Origin of the sequence: Gayadomonas joobiniege G7 (assembly GCF_000300815.1) — a bacterium.
Taxonomy (GTDB): domain Bacteria; phylum Pseudomonadota; class Gammaproteobacteria; order Enterobacterales; family Alteromonadaceae; genus Catenovulum; species Catenovulum joobiniege.
Map to the genome: position 1 here is coordinate 846,913 of NZ_AMRX01000006.1, position 20,422 is coordinate 867,334.

Here is a 20,422-nt window from a genome sequence, read left to right on the forward strand (position 1 = left end):
TTAGCCTTTTTTATTTATTTCTTTTTTGTTTTACTCTTTTTTTCGCTTTGCACCCATTTGCCATCTTGGAAATGGGCTGTCCAGCCGGTTGCTTTGCCGTCTTTTTCGGAAGCAACATATTGCTCTTTATTTTTGCGGCTAAACTTAATTATGGCTAAGTTGCCATCTGGATCTTTTTCTGGCGCGTCCGCTAAATAATAAAATTTAGGTGAAATACGATCTCTAAAGCGCTTTAGTTCAGCCACTTTAGGTGCTCGAGTTTCTCTTGATTTAGGGAAATTATGTGCTGCTAAAAAGATCCCCGAAGCACCATCACGCAACATAAAGTGCGCATCAGATTTTTCGCACGGTAACTCAGGTAAATCAACCGGATCTTCTTTGGGCGGCGCAGGCTGACCGTTACGCAGTAATTTCCGGGTGTTTTTACATTCTTCGTTAGTACAACCAAAATATTTGCCAAAACGACCATTTTTTAGCTGCATGTCGCTGCCACATTTATCACATTCGATAACTGGGCCGTCGTACCCTTTAATTTTAAATTTACCAGTTTCTATCTCATAGCCATCACAGCTTGGGTTGTTACCACAAACATGTAATTTATGGCTTTCATCCATTAAATAGCTGTCCATCGCTGTGCCACATTTAGGGCAACGACGTTTAGCACGCAGCGCATTCGTTTCGGCTTCTTCATCGTTTGCATCAACTGCTTCTTCACCTGAAGTGAGATTAATGGTTTTAGTACAGCGCTCTTTGGGTTTAAGTGCATACCCTGAGCAACCTAAAAACACCCCAGTTGATGCGGTTCGTATCGTCATATGACGACCACATTCAGGACAGTCTATATCGACTGGAATCGGCTGATTTGGTTTCATCCCGCCCTCATCAACTTCAAGTCCTGCTTTTTCTAGGTTGTTGCTAAAGTCTTGATAAAAACGATCTAATACTTTTTTCCAATCTAAATCACCGGCCGCGATTTCGTCTAAATATTTTTCCATGTTGGCGGTAAAGTCGTAACTCATTAAATCGCTAAAATTATCTAACAAACGCTCGGTGACTATCTCACCCATTTTTTCAGCGTAGAAGCGGCGACTTTCTAAACGAACATAACCACGATCTTGAATGGTGCTGATAATAGACGCATAAGTAGATGGCCGACCAATGCCACGTTTTTCTAATTCTTTAACCAAGGATGCTTCACTATAGCGTGCTGGTGGCTTAGTAAAATTTTGTTTTGGATTTAATTTTTCTAACGCCAAGGTATCGCCAACAGATAAATCAGGGAGCAGTTGATCTTCTTGCCCTTTTTTACCTGTTGGTGGCTGAATTTTAGTCCAACCATCAAAAACTAAAACACGGCCTTTGGCTTTTAACTCATAATCATTGGCTTTAACTGTTAATGTGCTGGCTTTATATTTAGCTGGCGGCATCTGACAAGCAACAAATTGACGCCAGATAAGGTCGTACAGGCGTTTTGCGTCTGGATCGACCCCTTCAATTGCTTCGGCAATTAAATCAACTGACGATGGACGTATGGCCTCGTGCGCTTCTTGGGCATTTTCTTTGCTGCCATAGATATTTGCTTTTTCAGGTAAATAATCAGCACCGAGATTTTGCTGGATATAATCACGACAAGCCGCGACCGCTTCGCCACTTAAATTGGTGGAGTCGGTTCTCATATAAGTAATATGGCCGGCTTCGTATAAGCGCTGAGCCAACATCATAGTTTTTTTAACGCCAAAACCTAACCGGGTACTGGCCGCTTGTTGCAACGTTGACGTAATAAAAGGTGCACTGGGTCTACTAGATGTTGGCCGAGTTTCGGTATCTACAACCTGATAACTGGCCTGTTCTAACTCGGCTAAGGCTTGATCGGTTTGTGCTTTACTATTGGGTCTAAAATTTTTGCTTTGATATTTAACAACGTTAAGCAATAAATTTTGCTTTTTATGCGTCAGCGTATCAGCAGTGACTTCCCAATATTCTTCTGGAACAAAAGCTTTAATTTCATGTTCACGTTGCACCACAAGCCGCACTGCGACTGATTGCACACGACCTGCCGATAAACCGCGAGCAATCTTTTTCCATAACAATGGCGATACCATAAAACCAACAACACGGTCTAAAAATCGCCGTGCCTGCTGGGCATTCACTCTGGCAATATTTAAATCATCTGGCGTCGAAAAAGCATCTTTAATGGCTTTTTTAGTAATTTCGTTAAAAACGACCCGTTTGTATTTGTCATCATCACCGCCGATAACCTCACGTAAGTGCCAAGCAATGGCTTCCCCTTCGCGGTCCAAATCGGTTGCGAGATAAACAGTGTCTGCATTTTCTGCCAGCTTTTGTAACTCGGCAACGACTTTTTCTTTACCCGGTAAAACTTCGTAATCCGCTTTCCAGTTGTGTTCAGGGTCTACACCCATACGTGCAACTAGCGCCGCTTTTTCTTTTTGTTTTTTGTAAGCAGCTTTTTCTTCTTCGGACATCGCCTTTGTATTGGCGGCTTTGGTGGTAGTTTTACCTTTAGATGATGTCGGTAGATCTCTAATATGACCAATACTGGATTTTACAACAAAGTCTCTACCGAGATATTTATTGATGGTTTTGGCCTTGGCCGGAGATTCTACAATTACGAGTGATTTTCCCATTAGACCTATAATCTGTTGCTCATTGAACTGAAAAATGCAGTCAGACTGCGCGTTATCTTTTTAGGTATATCTACAATTTAACCTAGTCGCAAGTGATTTTTTTTATTCTGCTATCATTTTTGTCCTATTTGATGCTTTTTCAAGCGACTTTAAAAATAAAAAACTATTTTTATCCACTAGCGGATAAATAAACAAAAACACCCCCGGTTGTGATGCCGGAGGTGTTTTTAACCGTTCTTAACAAGCTATTGACTGTCGATAACAGTGACTAGGTTAAAATTAGTTGTTACGTCATTGCCAGTCGATACCGTTAAAGTTAAGTTGCCAGTGAATACTTCATTCCCATCTGATTCAGGTTTTAGACCGACACTGAACACACTAGGTAACAAGCTTGCTGTCTCCAAAAACTCAGAATTAGGTGAACCTATGAGCACTCCATTGTCAGTATTAAAGGTCACACTAGTGCCTGCTGGCATCGGGTTGTTATTAACGTCGGTAATATAAACGCTTAATATCTCAGTATGACTGGCATCCCAACGCCCGTTCCCGTTATTGTCTCTAATCAGCGGCTCAGCAACATCCGTATCAAATTGATCACCGTCGTTATTACAGTCAGCCCCTATCACTGTTTCATTAACCGAAGCATCCCAAACCCCATTGCCGTTACAATCTGTGAAAGTATCTGCATTGAGGTAAACTGTATTTACTTCTTGGTTGTTAGAATCTAACACCCTTACATAAGCGGTTTGACCAGATGTCACAAATTCAGCCCCATCTCTAATATGGACTAAATTTCTACTACAAATTCCGTTATTTTCATTCTCCACTGTACAACTTAAACCATTGAATAAATGTTGATTCTCATCTAACTCTGGGTTGAATTGTCCATCGTTATTTAAATCAATAAACTCTTCATCGGCTGCACCTAAATAAATATAATTTTCACCTGCATTGACACCGTAAGAGGCAGTTTTTATACAAAGGGTTTGCTCTACGCCAGGCGCAAATACTATATTATCAATATCAAACGCTGTCGCCGGACCTGCAGGCGCCGGCATTGGTGAACTTTCGTTCTGCTGGCCACAGAACAAGCCGTCTGCATTATCATCTAAAAAGGCTTCACCTAAATTATAGAAAGTCTCTCCTGCATCATAGATACCGTTTGCATTTGCATCAACAAAGCTCTCTTCACCTTTTGAATACGCCAGTACGCTCACTCGGCCTTGGCGAGGGTGAGCAATCTGCAATGGCCCCTGCACATCGTTCGAATCAAAATCACCATCATTATCGGTGTCAGCTACTGGACCAAAACAAGGTTTACCATCAACTGGGATATCATTGCTTGGGTCATTGTCGTTTCCAACATCGCAAAAGCCGTTGATTAGATCATTGCCATTTAATACCGGGTTAGAACTTTTCCAATTTACGACACAAACACCATCGAGCGTGGTGCAGCTTCCGTCAATCATACCTGTATCCGTTCTAAAGACAGCTGAAGTGCCATCAAGTACAGGGTGATTATTATGATCTGCCAAAAACAGCGTTAATTTATTCTCTACTCCTGCTATGCCCCAAGCTTCTATATTTAAACTCTCTGCCACAAAGGCCGTACTATTTTGATCACCTATGCCAGTGATTGCAGCTAAACTTCGAGAAACGCCTGAAGCCTGAACATCACCAGACTCATCGATTAATTCAGCAATAACCACAATTGGGTTTGCAACTCGTCCTGACTCTACCGTTACAAAAACACTTCCATCGGTAAAGCTTACCGCTTCACTCGGAGACAGGGTTACGCCGCCTAGCCCTGTTGTATCCCCTATACTATTGGCAAGTGAAAAACGGATCGTTTGGCCCGGTTTAGCGTTGCCAAACTGATCAAACACTTTAAAATTAAGTCGCGCTTTTTCTTGAGCGCCATTTCCCTTTAATCCTATGGTTGGATTATCAGTCACAACCTCACCGTCTATTTCGACCGACTCAAATACAATAGAATCTGCGGGCACATCCCCAAGTTCAATAGTGCCAGTGGCAGTCAACGAGCGAGTACCAGCATCAGCGGTTGCAAGTATCTGATCTTGATTAATACAGCCATCAGCTACATAAATAGCTCTTGCCACACCATTATAAGCGGTCACTGTGCTATCTAATCTAGCGGTCGCTGGCTCAGTCGAAGCACAAGCCGAGCTAAAGTTTACCTCGACCGGTTGAAGATAGGGTTGCCCAGATTCAGCGTCGATGATATTTACTTCCAAAATAGCAGTTCGTCCGGGTTGCAAAATGTCTATTTTGCTACCATCAATATCCCTCGCTATGATTTCATTTTTAAATTCACCGTTATCATCTTCATTGCCCATCACAATGTCGACCGCCCCTATATCTACAGTAGTGGTGGCACTTCCAGATGCAGTTGAGGTTGGTAAAGTGACAGTTACTAGTCCAGCACCCGAAATCTCACTCATTGAAATATCAGCATAGGCATAACCATTAGCATTCGTTAGCACACGACCACTTGCGGGATTTATAGTGCCATTATCAGTTTCTATGTTTACCAGTAGGTTGCCGATGCCAACACCATTGTCGGTCACGCGCACGATAACGGTTCTTGGAGAATTAAGCCGAACTTGATTATTTAAAATACAGTTTTCTGCGGTTTCTTTGTTCGCATCTTCTGCGGTACAGTCATAAACATCAGCCGATAATGTAAAGGCTTTGTCTTGTTTTATTTCATCACCGGCTGAGTCGAACGTCACAAAAGCAACAGCATCTTGATAGCTTACCTGTGCTTGACCAGCACCTTTCACATCACCAGCGGTTAAAGTGACTCTGCCTTTGCCTTCTGCATCGGTTCGAGCGGTTGCGATTTCAGGATAGATAGACCCTAAAGACGTTGAAAAACTTAATAATGCATTTTCAACGGCTTGATCATTGTTGTCTGTTAAAGTTGCGATTAATTCGACAGGCTCATCCTTGCTTACACTGAAGGTCGTATCACCACTTTTAACATTAATCGCCCTGATTGAAAGCTTGTATTGGTCTGGCACGATACTCACATCATCACCGAGTGTTTCAAACAAAATCCCGTTTGACACCACTTCACCTGATGGAACCAAGGCTGTGGCCGTAATTTCTCCACCGGTGATTACGTTACCAGCACGTAATACGATTTCAGCTTCACCTTGATCATTACTAACATCAACCCCGCTTGAAGGTGATAAAACCCCAACCCCACTTGAATCAAATTGAACTATGTACTGCTCGTTTAGAGGGATCAACTTGCCATTTTTGTATATTGTTGCTTTAGCAATTGCAGGATTATCAGCACTAATTACGTATACACCGTCGGTTTTACCAAACTCGGCACCATCTTCGTCAAATAGCCCCAAAGAGACTGAATAAACCGAAGTGTTATTTGACGGTTGGTCTTCAGTACTGACCTGATAGTTAAATATAGCGCTACTTTCACCGGAGGAAACGACAACTGAGTTTGCGCCTCGTTGCCCTGCACCAGTTAAACGAAAAATAACTTTACCGGAATCAGTCGTCAGCGCTGAAGATTGGCTCAGAGTTGCTAATTCAGTTTCAGCACTGATCACTTGATTTTGATAAGGAATAGATTCAGGTTGTTGTGTGGCTTCAACTAAAAGATATATTGGTTGAGTATTGAATATATCATTCGCAGTTGCATCTTGCTGCTGGCTCTGGCAGCTAGTTTCTATGCCTTCGACCGTCGGTGATGCGTTTTCCGCACAACGATAAAATGTGCCCGTCAAGGTAACCGCTTGAGCGGTTGCTTTGCCATCCCCTTGGCTGTAAAAACTAACCGTGTCTGCTAACGTTGTGGTAGGCTGTTCATAACTAACGGTTAAACCACCGGCACCTTCAACATCGGTCGCCAATAATGTTAATTGTGCTTGCCCGTTTTGATCGGTAAGGGATGCGCTAACATTTAGAGCAGCTAACCTTGCTTCAAAATTCAAAACTTCGTTTGCCGCAGGCTGACCGTTTACTGTCAACGTCGCCACCGCGGTTAAAGGGTTTGATTGTGACAAAGCTTGACTAACATTACCTTGCGCATTGACTAAATTTAGAGTTAATCCATAAACTTTATCTGGGACTGTGTAGGCAATTAAACTTTGCAAACCTTCGTTTCCTACTACGCTCACGTTCAGACTACCCGAATCTTCCGGTACACCCGTTTCAAAAGTAACTAAACCGTGTTCGTTGGTTGTTCCTGACTCAAATAACAAATTGCCGGCAACTGAGCGTGCTGATAATTGCACACCGCTGACTGCTTCACCGCTTCGTTTTTCGGTGACCTTAGCATACAAATAATATTTAGCGCTGCTCGAATAAAAGCTAGTAATAGGCTGACAATCACCAAAATCATCAGAACTTGCGTCAAACTGGAGGTCACACTGTAATATTTTACTTGATAGATTATAAGCAAATTGGCTCGAATCTATGTTTTCAACGTTTGTCTCAACGCCTTCAGCGGATAAACCAATTGTGATATTGCCTGCATCTGACTCACCAGTCAGTTCAAAAATTGCATAACCAGAGTCATTGGTTAACAACTCGCCTGAAACTGGAACTGTCGTTATTTGCGACTCGTTCACATTTAAAGAAACCAAAGTGTCGCGAACCGGGGTGCCATCCGAAGTGACTGATGAAATTAAATATACCGATTGCTCCCCATAAATCTTACGTGTTTGTGTACACTGAGATAAATTACTGACATCATCCGCTAAGGTTTCAGAGCAAAAATATAAGTCAGCATTCACGGTTACACCGGTATCAGGATTGCTTCCATCCCCTAACGAGCTGAAATCTAAAGTGTCGGAAACATCCGAATCTGTACCTGATATTGAAGCGGTTAAAGTACCGGCACTTTCAACATTGCCTGGATATAAAAGAACCGTTGCCACCCCATTTTGAGCTAAGACACTACCACTAGCTGGTTCGATAGAACCAACATCGGTTGAAAAGTTTACAATCACGCCGCTTGCGGCTAAGCCATTTTCGGTGACAGTCGCCCGGACCGTTAACGGATTGTTTTGTGAAGTTTGATTGGAAACTTGTCCTTGTTGATCGACGGCTGACAGTGACAACGTATATACATCGTCATCCGCTAAACTGTCGCCTCGTTCCAGGCTACCGCCCCCCTCACCGCAAGAGATTAAAAAACAGGTGAAAAAAGCGATAAACCAATGGCCATACTGCTTGAGCATTCTTCTGCACTCCATGGTCTTAGAATAAAAATTAAGGTAACCTCGCTTATATTAGCTCAAAAAATTACGATGGAACAATTGTTAAAACAAATAAATATGGTGAAATTGTGGAAAAACTAAATATAAAATCGCAATTAAAGGACAATCTGACCTTAAGAATTGTTGTTGGCATGCTACTTGGGTTGCTCTGTGGGGTGATCATGAGTTTTTTTGTCGGTCAAAAAACAGATACTCTCATTAACTTAGTTATTTTTGACTTATCCCTTAAAGCATTTTTTGTTGAAGGTCTTTTTCATATAGGTGGACAAATATTCATTACCAGTTTAAAAATGTTAGTGGTACCTTTGGTGTTTGTTTCCTTAGTCTGCGGCACGTGCGCATTAAATGACTCAGCCAAAATTGGCCGTTTAGGGCTTAAATCCGTATTACTTTACTTACTCACCACTGCCATTGCTATTTCATTAGCGATTAGTATTGCTCTATTAATTAGCCCTGGTGAAGGGGCTGAGCTAACGACAGATGCCACGTTCGAGTCACAACCTGCGCCAAGTTTTGCTGAGGTCATTATCGGCATGTTCCCAAGCAACCCAATAGATGCTATGGCTCAAGGTAATATGCTACAAGTGATCGTTTTCTCTATTTTATTTGGTGTTGCTATGGCGTTATGTGGCGAACCGGGTAAACGTATGACTGCTATTTTTAATGACCTGAACGAAGTTGTTTTAAGAATGGTTGGTATTTTAATGAATTTAGCGCCATATGGGGTTTTCTTTTTAATGGCTAAGCTATTTACTTATATCGAAGTCAGTGAAATTTCGAAACTTGCAAAATATTTTTTCACTTTATTACTTGTACTTTTTGTACATGCACTCTTAACCTACCCGCTTATTTTAAAAATATTAGGTCGACTAAACCCAGTTCTATTTTTTAAAAAAATGAAAAACAACCTAGTGTTTGCATTTACCACCTCCAGCAGTAATGCCACCATACCAGTCACTTTGAACACAGTAACAAAAAAGTTAGGTGTTGATAACTCAGTCGCATCATTTACCGTTCCTTTAGGTGCTACGATAAACATGGACGGAACGGCAATTATGCAAGGGGTAGCCACTGTATTTATTGCACAAATTTATGCAATAGATCTATCTCTCACTGATTATTTAGCTGTGTTATTAACAGCAACACTTGCTTCCATCGGCACTGCAGGCGTGCCTGGTGTTGGGTTAATTATGCTGGCTATGGTGTTTCAGCAAGTGGGTTTACCGGTAGAAGGGATTGCGCTGATTTTAGGGGTTGATCGCTTGTTAGATATGACACGAACTGCGGTCAACGTCACTGGCGACGCAACCGTAAGTTGTGTGATTGCCCGCAGTGAAAAGGCGATTGATGACAAAGTGTTTAACGATGAGTCTAAAGTCTCGTAATTTGGAAACCTGATTGTTGAGTTATACACAACAACAATCAGCGACTAGCGCCTGAATTAGCTCAGGCGCTCTAAAACCGCATAAAACATACTATCTGAGTTTTCTTTAATTCCGCCCAAAAAGCATTGCTCACGTAATTTAAAGTTTGCGTTGTTATTTAAAAACTCTGCCACTATGGCCTCGTTTTCGCTCACTTGCCAGCTGCACGTTGCGTAGACACATAAACCACCGATACGTACGGAGCGGCTTGCATTATTTAGCAATTTTCGCTGAATTTGATTTTGTGCCAGTGTATCAGATTCACTAAATCGCCACCTGGCATCTGGGTTGCGACGCCAAGTACCACTCGATGTGCATGGTGCGTCTATTAATACCCTATCAAAGCCTTGTTGACGGCGAACATCATTTGGCAACTTAAGCTCGCTTTCACCAGTCCAGGTAAAACAGCGAATATTATGAATTTGTGCTCGTTTACTTCGTTTAGATAATTCATCTAATTTATAAGCATGTAAATCAGTCGCAGTCAGTGCGCCTTTACCCTTCATTATCCACGCTAAGGCTAACGATTTACCACCAGCGCCCGCACAGGCATCCCAAACTTTTAATCCGGGTCTACAATCCACTGCTTCGGCAATTTTTTGGCTTGCTAAATCTTGAATTTCAAATTGACCATTTTTATAAAGATCAGTGCGGGTCACATCATGCCCGCCACTAACCTGAATCACTGCATGGTCATTGTAGGCACGCACACCATTTGCCTGTAATTGCTCAGTTAACTGTTTATCCGTTAATTCACTTTGGTTTCTAAGATATAGAGGAAGTGCAATATTTTGCTTTTTAATAAAACTTCTCACTTCGTCTTCCTGCCAACCTTGCATTAGTGCACGTTGATTCAATGAGGTTAACCACTTAGGTCTAAAGCCGTGTAAAATCGCAAAACAGCTTAAATCGGCTTCTAATTTAGAAAGCTGTTTTTTAAACCAAGCAACTCGTGCGGCCTCGTTAGCCGTTGATGCGTGAGTATAATCACCGGCCAATAAAAACACCCAAAACCAAAAACATTGTATGTTATTAATTTTAAGCTGAAGCGTTTGATATTCTTTATCCCATGCTAACGCATCTATACATTTATCTTGCTGATAACAACTTTCTAAATATTCAGCCGACTGTAAATAGCGTGCGGCATTTTGAATTTGCGCGGATAGTTTTAATTTATCTTCGCGCTTAAGATCACGTATCTCTTTTAAACGACTTTTTAAAAATCTATCTAACGGTTTAAAAGATTGTTGTTGGCACCACTCAAGCCAAAGTTGTTTTCTAGCAACAACTAAACTCAAACCAGGTAAAGGCTTTTTATAACTTCGACGTTTCATTCATTCACTTAAAAATCAGGCTGGATTATCGATATCAACAAACTCAACCGCTACAGAAAAATGGGCTGCTAAATGCTCGCCTAACGACTTAACACCATAGCGCTCGGTGGCATGATGACCCGCTGCAATATAATGAATACCAGCTTCACGAGCAAAATGAGTGGTCTGTTCACTAATTTCACCACTTAAAAACAAATCAGCACCCGCTTGTTTAGCCGCTTCAATATAACCTTGACCACCACCGGTGCACAAAGCAACCTTTTTAACTAAAAAGTCACCACCTTTAACTAAAGTCACTGCACGCCCTAGCTGCGCACTAACCTGATCACTAAACGCTTGAGCACCCAAGGCTTGACTTAACTCACCTTGCATAACAATGCCAAACGGAGTCAGCTCCGAATGTGCGCTAATCTCGCGTAACCCCAAACGCATTGCAAGTTGCTTATTATTGCCAAGCTCGTTATGCACGTCTAACGGTAAATGGTAAGCGAGCAACGCCATATCATGTTTAAGTAAAGTCGCAAGGCGATTTTTTTTAAGCCCTACAATGCGCGGGTCTTCATTTTTCCAAAAGTAACCGTGATGAACCAATACCGCATCGGCTTGACGTTCAATCGCAGAGTCAAGCAAGGCTTGGCTGGCCGTTACCCCAGTAACAATTTTTTTAATCTCGCGATCTGAGCTAACCTGAATACCGTTTGGACAAAAATCTTTTATTTGTGAGCTTTGTAAAAGTCGATTTAAATATTCTTCTAACGTGTCAAGCTGCATAAATTAAGCTCGTTGTTGATGTTCTACTGAATAAGCTTGGCCTGCATAACTCGCTAAGCGGTCTTGCATCACCTTGATACAATCAAACTGGCGCATCGTTTTCCCAGTGACTAAATCCATCTGTGAGCTTAACAACATTAAATAGGCGCAACCATTGACATTTTTTAAGCGCAAAAATAACCCAGGGTTTTCACCAGATTCAAGTACAACAATGGGTGCATCTTCTGTTGCAGGAATTGGCTGCGGCGTAAAAAACCAGCTTTTAGGGGACTCATCCGTGCAAAACTGGGTAACAGCCGTCGCGTTTAAACAAATTTGTACAAGCTTGGCTTCAGACAGTCTTAAGCTGGTTTCTAACGCCACATAAAATTGATTAAACGCATAAGTGTCATCTACCGCAAAATATTGTTGTTGTATTTGTTTAGCAAACGGCAACAGCATTTTTGGTTTACAAGCACAAACAAACTCATACGTTTGCATGTTTACGCGTAACGTCTGAGTGTCGGCATCATAAAACCAGTACCAATTTGCATTTGGCTGAGACATACTTGTATGCTTTCCTTGTACCACTTAAAAAAGACTTAGATTGATCTATTACAATGTCAAAAAAATCTCAATTAATCAAGTCCCTGCACTATTTCTTTTATTAAATCAGGCCCACGGTAAATAAATCCGCTATAAACTTGCAGCAAATCCGCGCCGGCTGCAAGTTTTTCATTGGCCGAATCTAACGAATTAATGCCGCCAACACCAATTATAGGTAATTGCCCAGCGAGCGCCTCTTTTAATTGACTGATCACTTGCGTACTTTGTCTGCGCACAGGCACACCGCTTAAACCACCGGCTTCCTCACCATGGGGCAAATGTTTAACTGCTGCACGCTCTAATGTCGTATTTGTCGCTATTACACCATCAATTTTATTTTCGATTAGGGTGTTAGCCACTTGTTTTACTTCACTTGAGTCCATATCAGGTGCTATTTTAACCGCAACAGGGACATATTTTTGGTGCTTGTCTGCCAACTCGGTTTGTTTGTTTTTAATTGCTGACAACAAATCATTGAGAGCCTCACCGTATTGCAGATTTCTGAGCCCAGGTGTGTTCGGCGATGAAATATTTACAGTAATATAACTTGCATATTGGTATACCTTATCCATGCAAATTAAATAATCATCTTTGCCTTGTTCATTTGGAGTATCTTTGTTTTTGCCAATATTGATTCCAAGCACGCCAGCGTAACGGGCAGTTTTCACACGTTCTACTAAATAATCGACACCTTTGTTATTAAACCCCATACGATTGATAATACCTTGCGCTTCGGGCAACCTGAACAGACGAGGTTTTTCGTTTCCCAATTGAGGACGGGGTGTTACTGTGCCCACTTCAATAAAACCAAATCCCATCGCAGCAAACGCCTCGATACATTCGGCATTTTTATCTAACCCGGCCGCTAAGCCAACAGGGTTCACAAAATCAATACCCATTACCTTACGAGGTTTGGCCATTAGCTTTTGCCGATAAAAAGACTCAGCAAAAGTGCCTTGAGTCTTTTTTAATACATTTAACGTAGCTTCGTGCGACCACTCAGCGTCTTGAGTAAACAAAAAAGAGCGTAATAATGAATACATGTACAAGTCCGTTGATTTAAGATGGCAACATTGTATCGCAATGTCGCGCTAACAACATCAATTCGCGTAAAACCACCGAAAATTTAGCAAACTCATGATTTTGTCCGGCTTTAAAGTCTGACAATAAATGCTGCCAACGCTCAATCGCATGTTGATTTTTATCGCCCCATTCTTCGATTAACTCAATTGCAGAACAGTCTTTATCACACGACTTTAATACCACTTGAGTCAGCACTTTACGCTGACTATCTAACTCTTCTCTATAGGCAGCTCGAGCTAACGCTTGCCAATGGTTAGTTACATTCTGATTATTAATTTGCTCTAAAAACCAGTCCAGCTGCATATAACCGCCCAGTTGATAATAAATACCAGCAACCAAGTCTAGTGGGCGTTTATTTTGGTCCGCTACCTCGGCAATATCCATGACTGAAAATAAAGTGCTAATATTAGATAGGCGGCTAGCAAAGTCTTTATCGACCCCGGCATCAACAAGTGTTTGCGCACGATCTTTAAGTTTACCCAGTTCATCTTTTGGTAGATATTTAGTCAAGTTTTCACTTAGCTCGTTAAATACAGGGCGATATTTATTAATCGCTTTGCTCACTGAAGGTAAGTTAGCACGATTACGTAAAAACCAGCGTGTGGCTCGACGCACCGTACGTCGCAATTGGAATAAAGTTTCCAGCTGCGCCTCAGCAGCGACCTTATTGTCCCATTTTTCTATTTCATGCCATAAATTTTCTAACTCAAAAACATGACTGGCGATGGTGAATGCAATTGCAATTTCGTGCGGCTCGGCCCCCGTTTCGTCTTGCATTCTAAACACAAAGTTCATGCCCATCAGGTTGACCACCTGATTTGCCACTTCGGTCGCTATCAGTTCACATTTTAATGGATGTGTTTTTATCGCTGTGTCGTAACCCTCTTGTAACGGTTTAGGAAAATAACGCACCAGAGCTCGGCGAATAAAGGCGTTTGAAGTAACCTTGCTGGTATTAAAACGCTCTTTTAAATCCATTTTTGCATAGGCCAGTAACACACATAACTCAGGACGTGTCAGCCCTTTGCCTGCGGATAGACGTTCAGATAACGCCTCTTCGTTAGGTAAAAACTCAAGCTCTCGGTCAAGCAAACCTTGTTTTTCCAGCGCGTTCATAAATCGTAGTTTTTCTTTCATTTGACTTTCGATTTTATGCTCTGTTACTGACAAAGAAAGCGTTTGGCGATAACAATCGTCTAGTACAATGCCCGCCACTTCTTGGGTCATCTCGCTAAGCAGTTTATTGCGCTGTTTATTGGTCATTTGCTCATCACTGACGATAGAGTTCAGCAAAATCTTTATATTCACTTCTTTATCTGAGCAATCAACGCCACCTACGTTATCAATGAAGTCAGTATTCACACGCACCCCATTAGTGGCAGCTTCAATACGACCTAGTTGGGTGCAGCCTAAGTTTCCGCCCTCACCTATAATTTTAAAATTAACTTCTTTACCGTCTATACGAACACTGTCATTGGCTCTATCACCAACAGATTCATGAGTCTCTTTAGAAGATTTAATATAGGTGCCGATACCACCATTCCAAAACAAATCCGCTGGCATCTTCAAAATAAGTCGGATCAACTCATTCGGCGGCAAATTATTTTTGTCGGTACGCAGCATTTTTTGCATGCGCTCATTTAATTTTATCGATTTAGCCGCACGGGAAAAGATGGCACCATCTTGACTTAATACATTTTTATCATAATCGCCCCAACCTGAACCAGCTGCAAATAAACGCGCGCGCTCTGCGTAGGATTTTTCAATATCAGGCTCTGGGTCAATAAATATATGCAAATGGTTAAACGCAGCCAGCAGGCGTGTGTGTTTAGACAATAACATGCCGTTACCAAAAACATCACCAGACATGTCACCAACTGCGACACAGGTAAAGTCTGTTGTTTGGCAATCAATGCCTAATTCTCTAAAGTGGCGTTTTACCGACTCCCAAGCGCCACGTGCTGTTATCCCCATTTTTTTGTGGTCATAACCAACGCTGCCTCCAGAAGCAAATGCATCTTTCAGCCAAAAATCATATTCTTCGGATATCCCATTTGCGATATCCGAAAAACTGGCCGTCCCTTTATCCGCCGCCACGACTAAATACGGATCATCATCATCGTATCTTACGACATCTTGCGGATAGACCACTTCACCTTGTTTAATATTATCTGTGATATCTAATAAGGCACGAATAAAGGTTCGATAACAGGCTTTTCCCTGTTCGATAAATGCGGCTCTGTCGTCGGTTTTAAGCGGCTGCTTACAAACAAAACCGCCTTTTGCACCAACGGGTAAAATCACTGTGTTTTTTACTTGTTGGGCTTTTACTAAACCTAATACTTCAGTGCGAAAATCTTCTTTACGATCTGACCAACGTAACCCGCCACGGGCAACTTTGCCGCCCCTGAGATGAACACCTTCAACTTCTGGTGAATACACATAAATTTCAAACTTGGGCACAGGTTTAGGCATATCAGGAATGTCTTGAGGAGACAATTTGAGCGAGATATATGATTTGTACTGACCGTCGCGCCCACGTTGATAAAAGTTAGTGCGCAAAGTAGCTTGGATCATAGCCACAAAACGTCGAATAATACGATCATCATCTAGATTTGCCACCGAATCAAGTGCCGCTTCTATTTGTTCTACCAGCTTGTTTTGTTTATTTGTATCCAGTTTATCGGTAGGAGAAAAACGGGCTTCAAATAAGTTAACTAATTGCTCTGCTATCTGCGGATAAGTCGCAAAGGTATTTTCGATATAACTTTGGTTAAAACTCAAGCCAGTTTGCCGCATATAACGTGCATATGCCCTTAAAACTGCTACTTGTCGGCCAATTACGCCGCCCTCTAATACTAAGCGGTTAAACCCATCATTTTCTAACTTGTTGTACCATACGTCAGCTAGTGCACGCTGAAATAAAGCGCGACTTTCTTTTAAATCCAGCGTAAAACCACCAATGGTCGCCATCGAAAAATCTAGCACCCAATTGGTGGTGCCGTCGGTCGTTTGAATGCGATACGGTCGTTCATCTATGACTCGTAAACCAAAGTTTTCCAGAATTGGTAAAATGTCCGATAAATAAATCGGTTTTTCCCGGTGATAGACTTTTAAACGAACTTCCGTGCTCTGATTTTCGTCTTCTTGACCACGGTATAACATCATCTCAAACGGCTTTTCGGCCGATAGCGTATCGAGCTTTTCAATGTCAACTAAGGCAGTATTGGGGAGTTCATGCTCTTGATAACTGCGCGGAAACGCACTTTCGTATAATGCAGCTAAGCGTTTACCTTTTTCTTCACCAAAATGATGAGTTAAACTACGGATGAGTTTATCTTCCCACGAGCGCACTAACTCAATCATGTTATTTTGCAGTTCGTGCTCATCAATCTCTACGTTGTTGTTGTCTACCCGCACGGTATAGTGGGTTCGCGCCAATGGTGATTCTGACAAATAAGTATTAAATTCAACATATCTGTCGCTACCAAAATAGCTTTGCAACAAACGCTGAGTCTCTTTACGAAGCTGAGTGTTATATCGCTCCCTAGGGACATAAGCGATACAAGAAAAATATTTGCCAAAAAGGTCTCTGCGAGTGAATAAACGAGTAGACCCACGTTCTTGCATTTGCAAGATGCCAAACGCAATGCGCCGGATTTGAGCCTCTGTTGCATATAATAATTCTTCTCGTGGATAACTTTCGAGAATATTTTGCAGCGCTTTATACGGATGTGAACCTTCAACATAATCAGTCGAGGCTAAAATTCGCAAAGCTTTTTCACATAACAATGGGATATCAAAAATGCTATCGTTATAAAAATCTGATGCAAACAGCCCCATAAACCTATGCTCGCCAATGACGTCACCGTCATCAGAAAATATCTTAACACCAAGATATTCCATATAAGCAGGCCGATGAATATGAGATTTTTGATTCGTTTTGCTCGCAACTAAAATATTGTCAGAAAGCGCTTCTTTTTGTGCACTGACAGGCAATTGTGACAGCTTGCGTTTGTTCTGACCATTTGCTTTTCGCAGCAAACCCAAACCTGTTTCTTTGCAGCGTTCAATTATATGATCGCCTTCTACCGCTTTGATATCATATTTACGATAACCCAAAAAGGTAAATTTGTTGTCGGCCATCCACTTCAAAAAAGCATATAAATCTTTGGCCTCACGTTGCTGTTTTTTATTATTAATACTTTTTACTGAATCAGCTACTTGCAGACACTGATCTTTTAGGGCCTGCCAGTCATCTACAATAATCTCAATTTGGCGCAGCACAGTAGTGAGCTCTTTTTTAATTTTGTCGCGGATCTCTAGCTCGGATTGATGATCAATTTCTAATAATAATAGGGTACAAGAGTTTGCGTCATTTAATTGACCAGCCACATCAAAATCGGCTAAACCGCCGCCATCATCTGTTTGATAGTCAAACGACTGGTATAACATCCAATGGGAATTAACCGACAAACGCTCTAAAGCCATTCGCACGGAGCCAACGATAAACGGATGGTTATGACAGACAATTTCTACTATGGTATGAGTACTCTGCCAACCATGTTCAGCTAAATCTGGATTAAATACGGCAACCTTAGGCAATTTTTCGCGTTCAGATCGGACAAAATTTTTCCAAAGACTTATCGCAGCGCCATACAAGTCACTGTCACTGCGGTGCATTAAATCATCACTTGCAGTATCTTTGAATAACAATTTAATAAACTTCTGCACTAAAATGGCTTTTTCGGCAGTCATTTTATTTGCGACGAGCGCTTGGATATTATCCAGGATCACAGAAAGTTGCTTATTAACGCCTGTCATATAATGGGTCCTTTTCAAATTAGGGTTAACTCAAATATCTTCCGCTAAGATCGTTAGATATTTTTTATTAACATCAGATTAGCAAAAGATATTCTATTTGGTAAAGTTATTAAGTGAAGAATAGCGATTAGGATCAAGAATTTACCAAACAATAACCAGGGCCTTGAACCGATTGATAATAATCAGCACAGATCCAATGCCCAAGCGCAGCAACCAGTTGGCCTTGATAAAATAGGTAAGGTATTGACGAACGCTGCCAGACAGGAATTTGATACTCTTGCCACAGCTTTTTTAGCGTACGTGAATGTTTGCGCCCTTGTGGCCGACAACTCAAGGAAGATGGCAACTGGTATTTAATGATCATATCAGCTAGCGGAACCATCAACTTAATATGGCCGCTGTTTTCAGAAAAATCTAGTTGGGCGGTTTGTCCGTCACTCAAACAAAAGGGCTCGGACGCCGCATGCTGCTGCTTTGTACGAGCAAAAAATTCCAATTGCCGTTGTGACAAAAAATATAACGAATCCTGATAGCGGCGAACTTGGCCACCCGACACGACTAACTCAGGCTGGGCGTCCGGTTTAGCTGTCTGCATAGCCAGAAGCTGCTGCATTTGTTGGAAAGACGGCATTAATGGCTGAAACTGTAACAGCCAATAACGCAACAAATTAAATTGCCGATGTTCAGCCAGTTGAACCAGCTGGTTCAGATCCAACTGCCGACCTTTTATACAGCGTTCAGCATCCATTTGGGCCATGTCTTGAGCGAGTTCATTTTGCATCCGGCAGAGATCGGCACTGCGCGCAACGCACTCGCTAAAACCCGGCCACCGCGATTCGATCGTGGGTAAGATTTGCTGACGCAAAAAATTGCGATCAAACTGAAGATCTTGGTTGCTTTCATCCTCAATCCAATGCAATCGATGAGCTTTCGCATAAGCAATGATGCGTCGTCTTTTTATTTTAAGCAGAGGCCGCCAAATCGTCTGTCCGTACTGATTGCACGAAATGGCTTGCATCCCGGCTAATCCTGCAGGCCCACTGCCCCGCTTTAATCGCAACAAAAATGTTTCGGCTTGATCATCCAGATGCTGACCTGTCGTTAACACATCAGCCGGCGATACAATTTGTTTAAACGCTTGATACCTTGCATCTCTTGCCAGTTGTTCAAGTGATTGACGGCTGGTTTTTTTTATCTGTACTTGCTGGCAATGTAATGGAATAGCTAATGATTTACAAAACTGCTGGCAGAAAGTTTGCCATTGCTGCGCATTATCACTTAAACCGTGATTCACATGGATGGCACGGATCTTGAGCTCTGGTTTGTTTGCATTTAGCACAGATAAACAATGTAATAAAACAACAGAATCAATACCCCCACTCAAACCAACGTATACAACAGGCGGTTGAGCAAAACGGTTTAAAAAAGATTCTAGTTCAGCAACAGAGATCAGCGCCATGTGGTTTATATTTCGGAAGGCATAATAAAGCCGGTCAGACACCGGCTTTATTCAAAAGCTTAACAATAACCAAAAGCCAACAGCTTTTGGTATCTTTGTTCTAATAAGGTATCTTTATCTTGCGCATTCAGAGCATCTAATTGATTTTGAATGACTGCTTTTAAATTTTCAGCCATTAATTCTAAATCTCTGTGCGCGCCACCTAAAGGCTCATCTACGATATCATCAATGAGCTTAAGCTCTTTTAATCGTGGTGCGGTAATGCCCATAGCTTCAGCAGCTTGTTCTGCTTTTTCGGCAGATTTCCATAAAATAGAAGCACAGCCTTCTGGAGAGATAACCGAATAAGTGCTGTATTGCAACATATTCACTTTATCGCCAACCCCAATCGCCAAAGCACCACCTGAACCACCTTCACCAATTACGGTGCAAATGACAGGCACATTTAAACGAGACATCACTTTAAGATTTTTGGCAATGGCTTCACTTTGACCACGCTCTTCTGCACCTACCCCTGGATAAGCCCCTGGGGTATCAATAAAAGTGATCACAGGCATGTTAAAACGTTCTGCAAATTCCATTAAACGAAGTGCTTTACGATAGCCTTCTGGGCGGGGCATCCCAAAATTACGTCTAATTTTTTCAGCGGTGTCACGGCCTTTCTGGTGGCCAATCACGACAACAGGCTGACCATTAAAGCGCGCAGTCCCACAAACAATAGCAGGGTCGTTTGCATAAGCACGGTCACCAGCCATTTCGTCAAATTCGGTAAAAATTCTGCGGATATAATCCAAAGTATAAGGGCGTTGTGGGTGACGCGCCATTTGCGCTATCTGCCAAGCACCTAAATTAGCAAAAATCTTCTCAGACATTTCTTTACTTTTTTGCTCTAGGCGATTGATCTCTTCTTCGATATCCAAATTAAGATCACCACTAGTTTTGGCAACATTTTTTAATTCTTCAATTTTGGATTCCAATTCTGCAATTGGCTGTTCAAATTCCAGGAAACTTAAACTCATTTATC

At 41.8% G+C, this 20,422-nt stretch carries 10 protein-coding genes; 1 reads left to right on the forward strand and 9 read right to left on the reverse strand.

The window, feature by feature from the left end:
• Positions 1 to 14 precede the first annotated feature (14 nt).
• Both topA and C727_RS0111020 read right to left on the reverse strand, forming a co-directional pair.
• Complete coding sequence (topA, locus tag C727_RS0111015; RefSeq protein ID WP_017445700.1) at positions 15 to 2,648, reverse strand: type I DNA topoisomerase; 2,634 nt, start codon at positions 2,646 to 2,648, stop codon at positions 15 to 17.
• Between the two features lie 245 nt (positions 2,649 to 2,893).
• Positions 2,894 to 7,879 (reverse strand): Ig-like domain-containing protein, encoded by a 4,986-nt coding sequence (locus C727_RS0111020; protein ID WP_017445701.1) that lies wholly within the window; start codon positions 7,877 to 7,879, stop codon positions 2,894 to 2,896.
• Between the two features lie 107 nt (positions 7,880 to 7,986).
• Between C727_RS0111020 and C727_RS0111030 the strand changes: the two genes are divergently transcribed.
• Entirely contained in the window at positions 7,987 to 9,303 is a 1,317-nt protein-coding gene (locus C727_RS0111030; protein ID WP_017445703.1) for a dicarboxylate/amino acid:cation symporter, read from the forward strand.
• A 56-nt stretch (positions 9,304 to 9,359) separates the two neighbouring features.
• Here C727_RS0111030 and C727_RS0111035 read toward each other — a convergent pair whose 3' ends face one another.
• The 7 genes from C727_RS0111035 to accA all read right to left on the reverse strand — a co-directional run bounded on the left by C727_RS0111035 (position 9,360) and on the right by accA (position 20,417).
• Positions 9,360 to 10,676, reverse strand: coding sequence for an RsmB/NOP family class I SAM-dependent RNA methyltransferase (locus C727_RS0111035; RefSeq protein WP_017445704.1), 1,317 nt, complete (start codon positions 10,674 to 10,676; stop codon positions 9,360 to 9,362).
• A gap of 15 nt (positions 10,677 to 10,691) precedes the next feature.
• On the reverse strand, positions 10,692 to 11,447 hold the full coding sequence (locus C727_RS0111040) for a Nif3-like dinuclear metal center hexameric protein (RefSeq protein ID WP_017445705.1): 756 nt from the start codon (positions 11,445 to 11,447) through the stop codon (positions 10,692 to 10,694).
• 3 nt (positions 11,448 to 11,450) lie between these two features.
• Entirely contained in the window at positions 11,451 to 11,993 is a 543-nt protein-coding gene (locus tag C727_RS0111045) for a cell division protein ZapC domain-containing protein (protein WP_017445706.1), read from the reverse strand.
• Positions 11,994 to 12,064: 71 nt separating this feature from the next.
• Complete coding sequence (gene pyrD / locus C727_RS0111050; protein ID WP_017445707.1) at positions 12,065 to 13,075, reverse strand: quinone-dependent dihydroorotate dehydrogenase; 1,011 nt, start codon at positions 13,073 to 13,075, stop codon at positions 12,065 to 12,067.
• Between the two features lie 16 nt (positions 13,076 to 13,091).
• Positions 13,092 to 17,939: an NAD-glutamate dehydrogenase gene (locus C727_RS0111055; RefSeq protein ID WP_017445708.1), complete on the reverse strand. Its 4,848-nt coding sequence runs from the start codon at positions 17,937 to 17,939 to the stop codon at positions 13,092 to 13,094.
• A gap of 133 nt (positions 17,940 to 18,072) precedes the next feature.
• Entirely contained in the window at positions 18,073 to 19,398 is a 1,326-nt protein-coding gene (gene tilS, locus C727_RS18420) for a tRNA lysidine(34) synthetase TilS (RefSeq protein WP_017445709.1), read from the reverse strand.
• A gap of 59 nt (positions 19,399 to 19,457) precedes the next feature.
• The gene (gene accA / locus C727_RS0111065; protein ID WP_017445710.1) at positions 19,458 to 20,417 is read right to left on the reverse strand and encodes an acetyl-CoA carboxylase carboxyl transferase subunit alpha; all 960 of its coding nucleotides are present in this window, start codon (positions 20,415 to 20,417) and stop codon (positions 19,458 to 19,460) included.
• Positions 20,418 to 20,422: the final 5 nt, after the last annotated feature.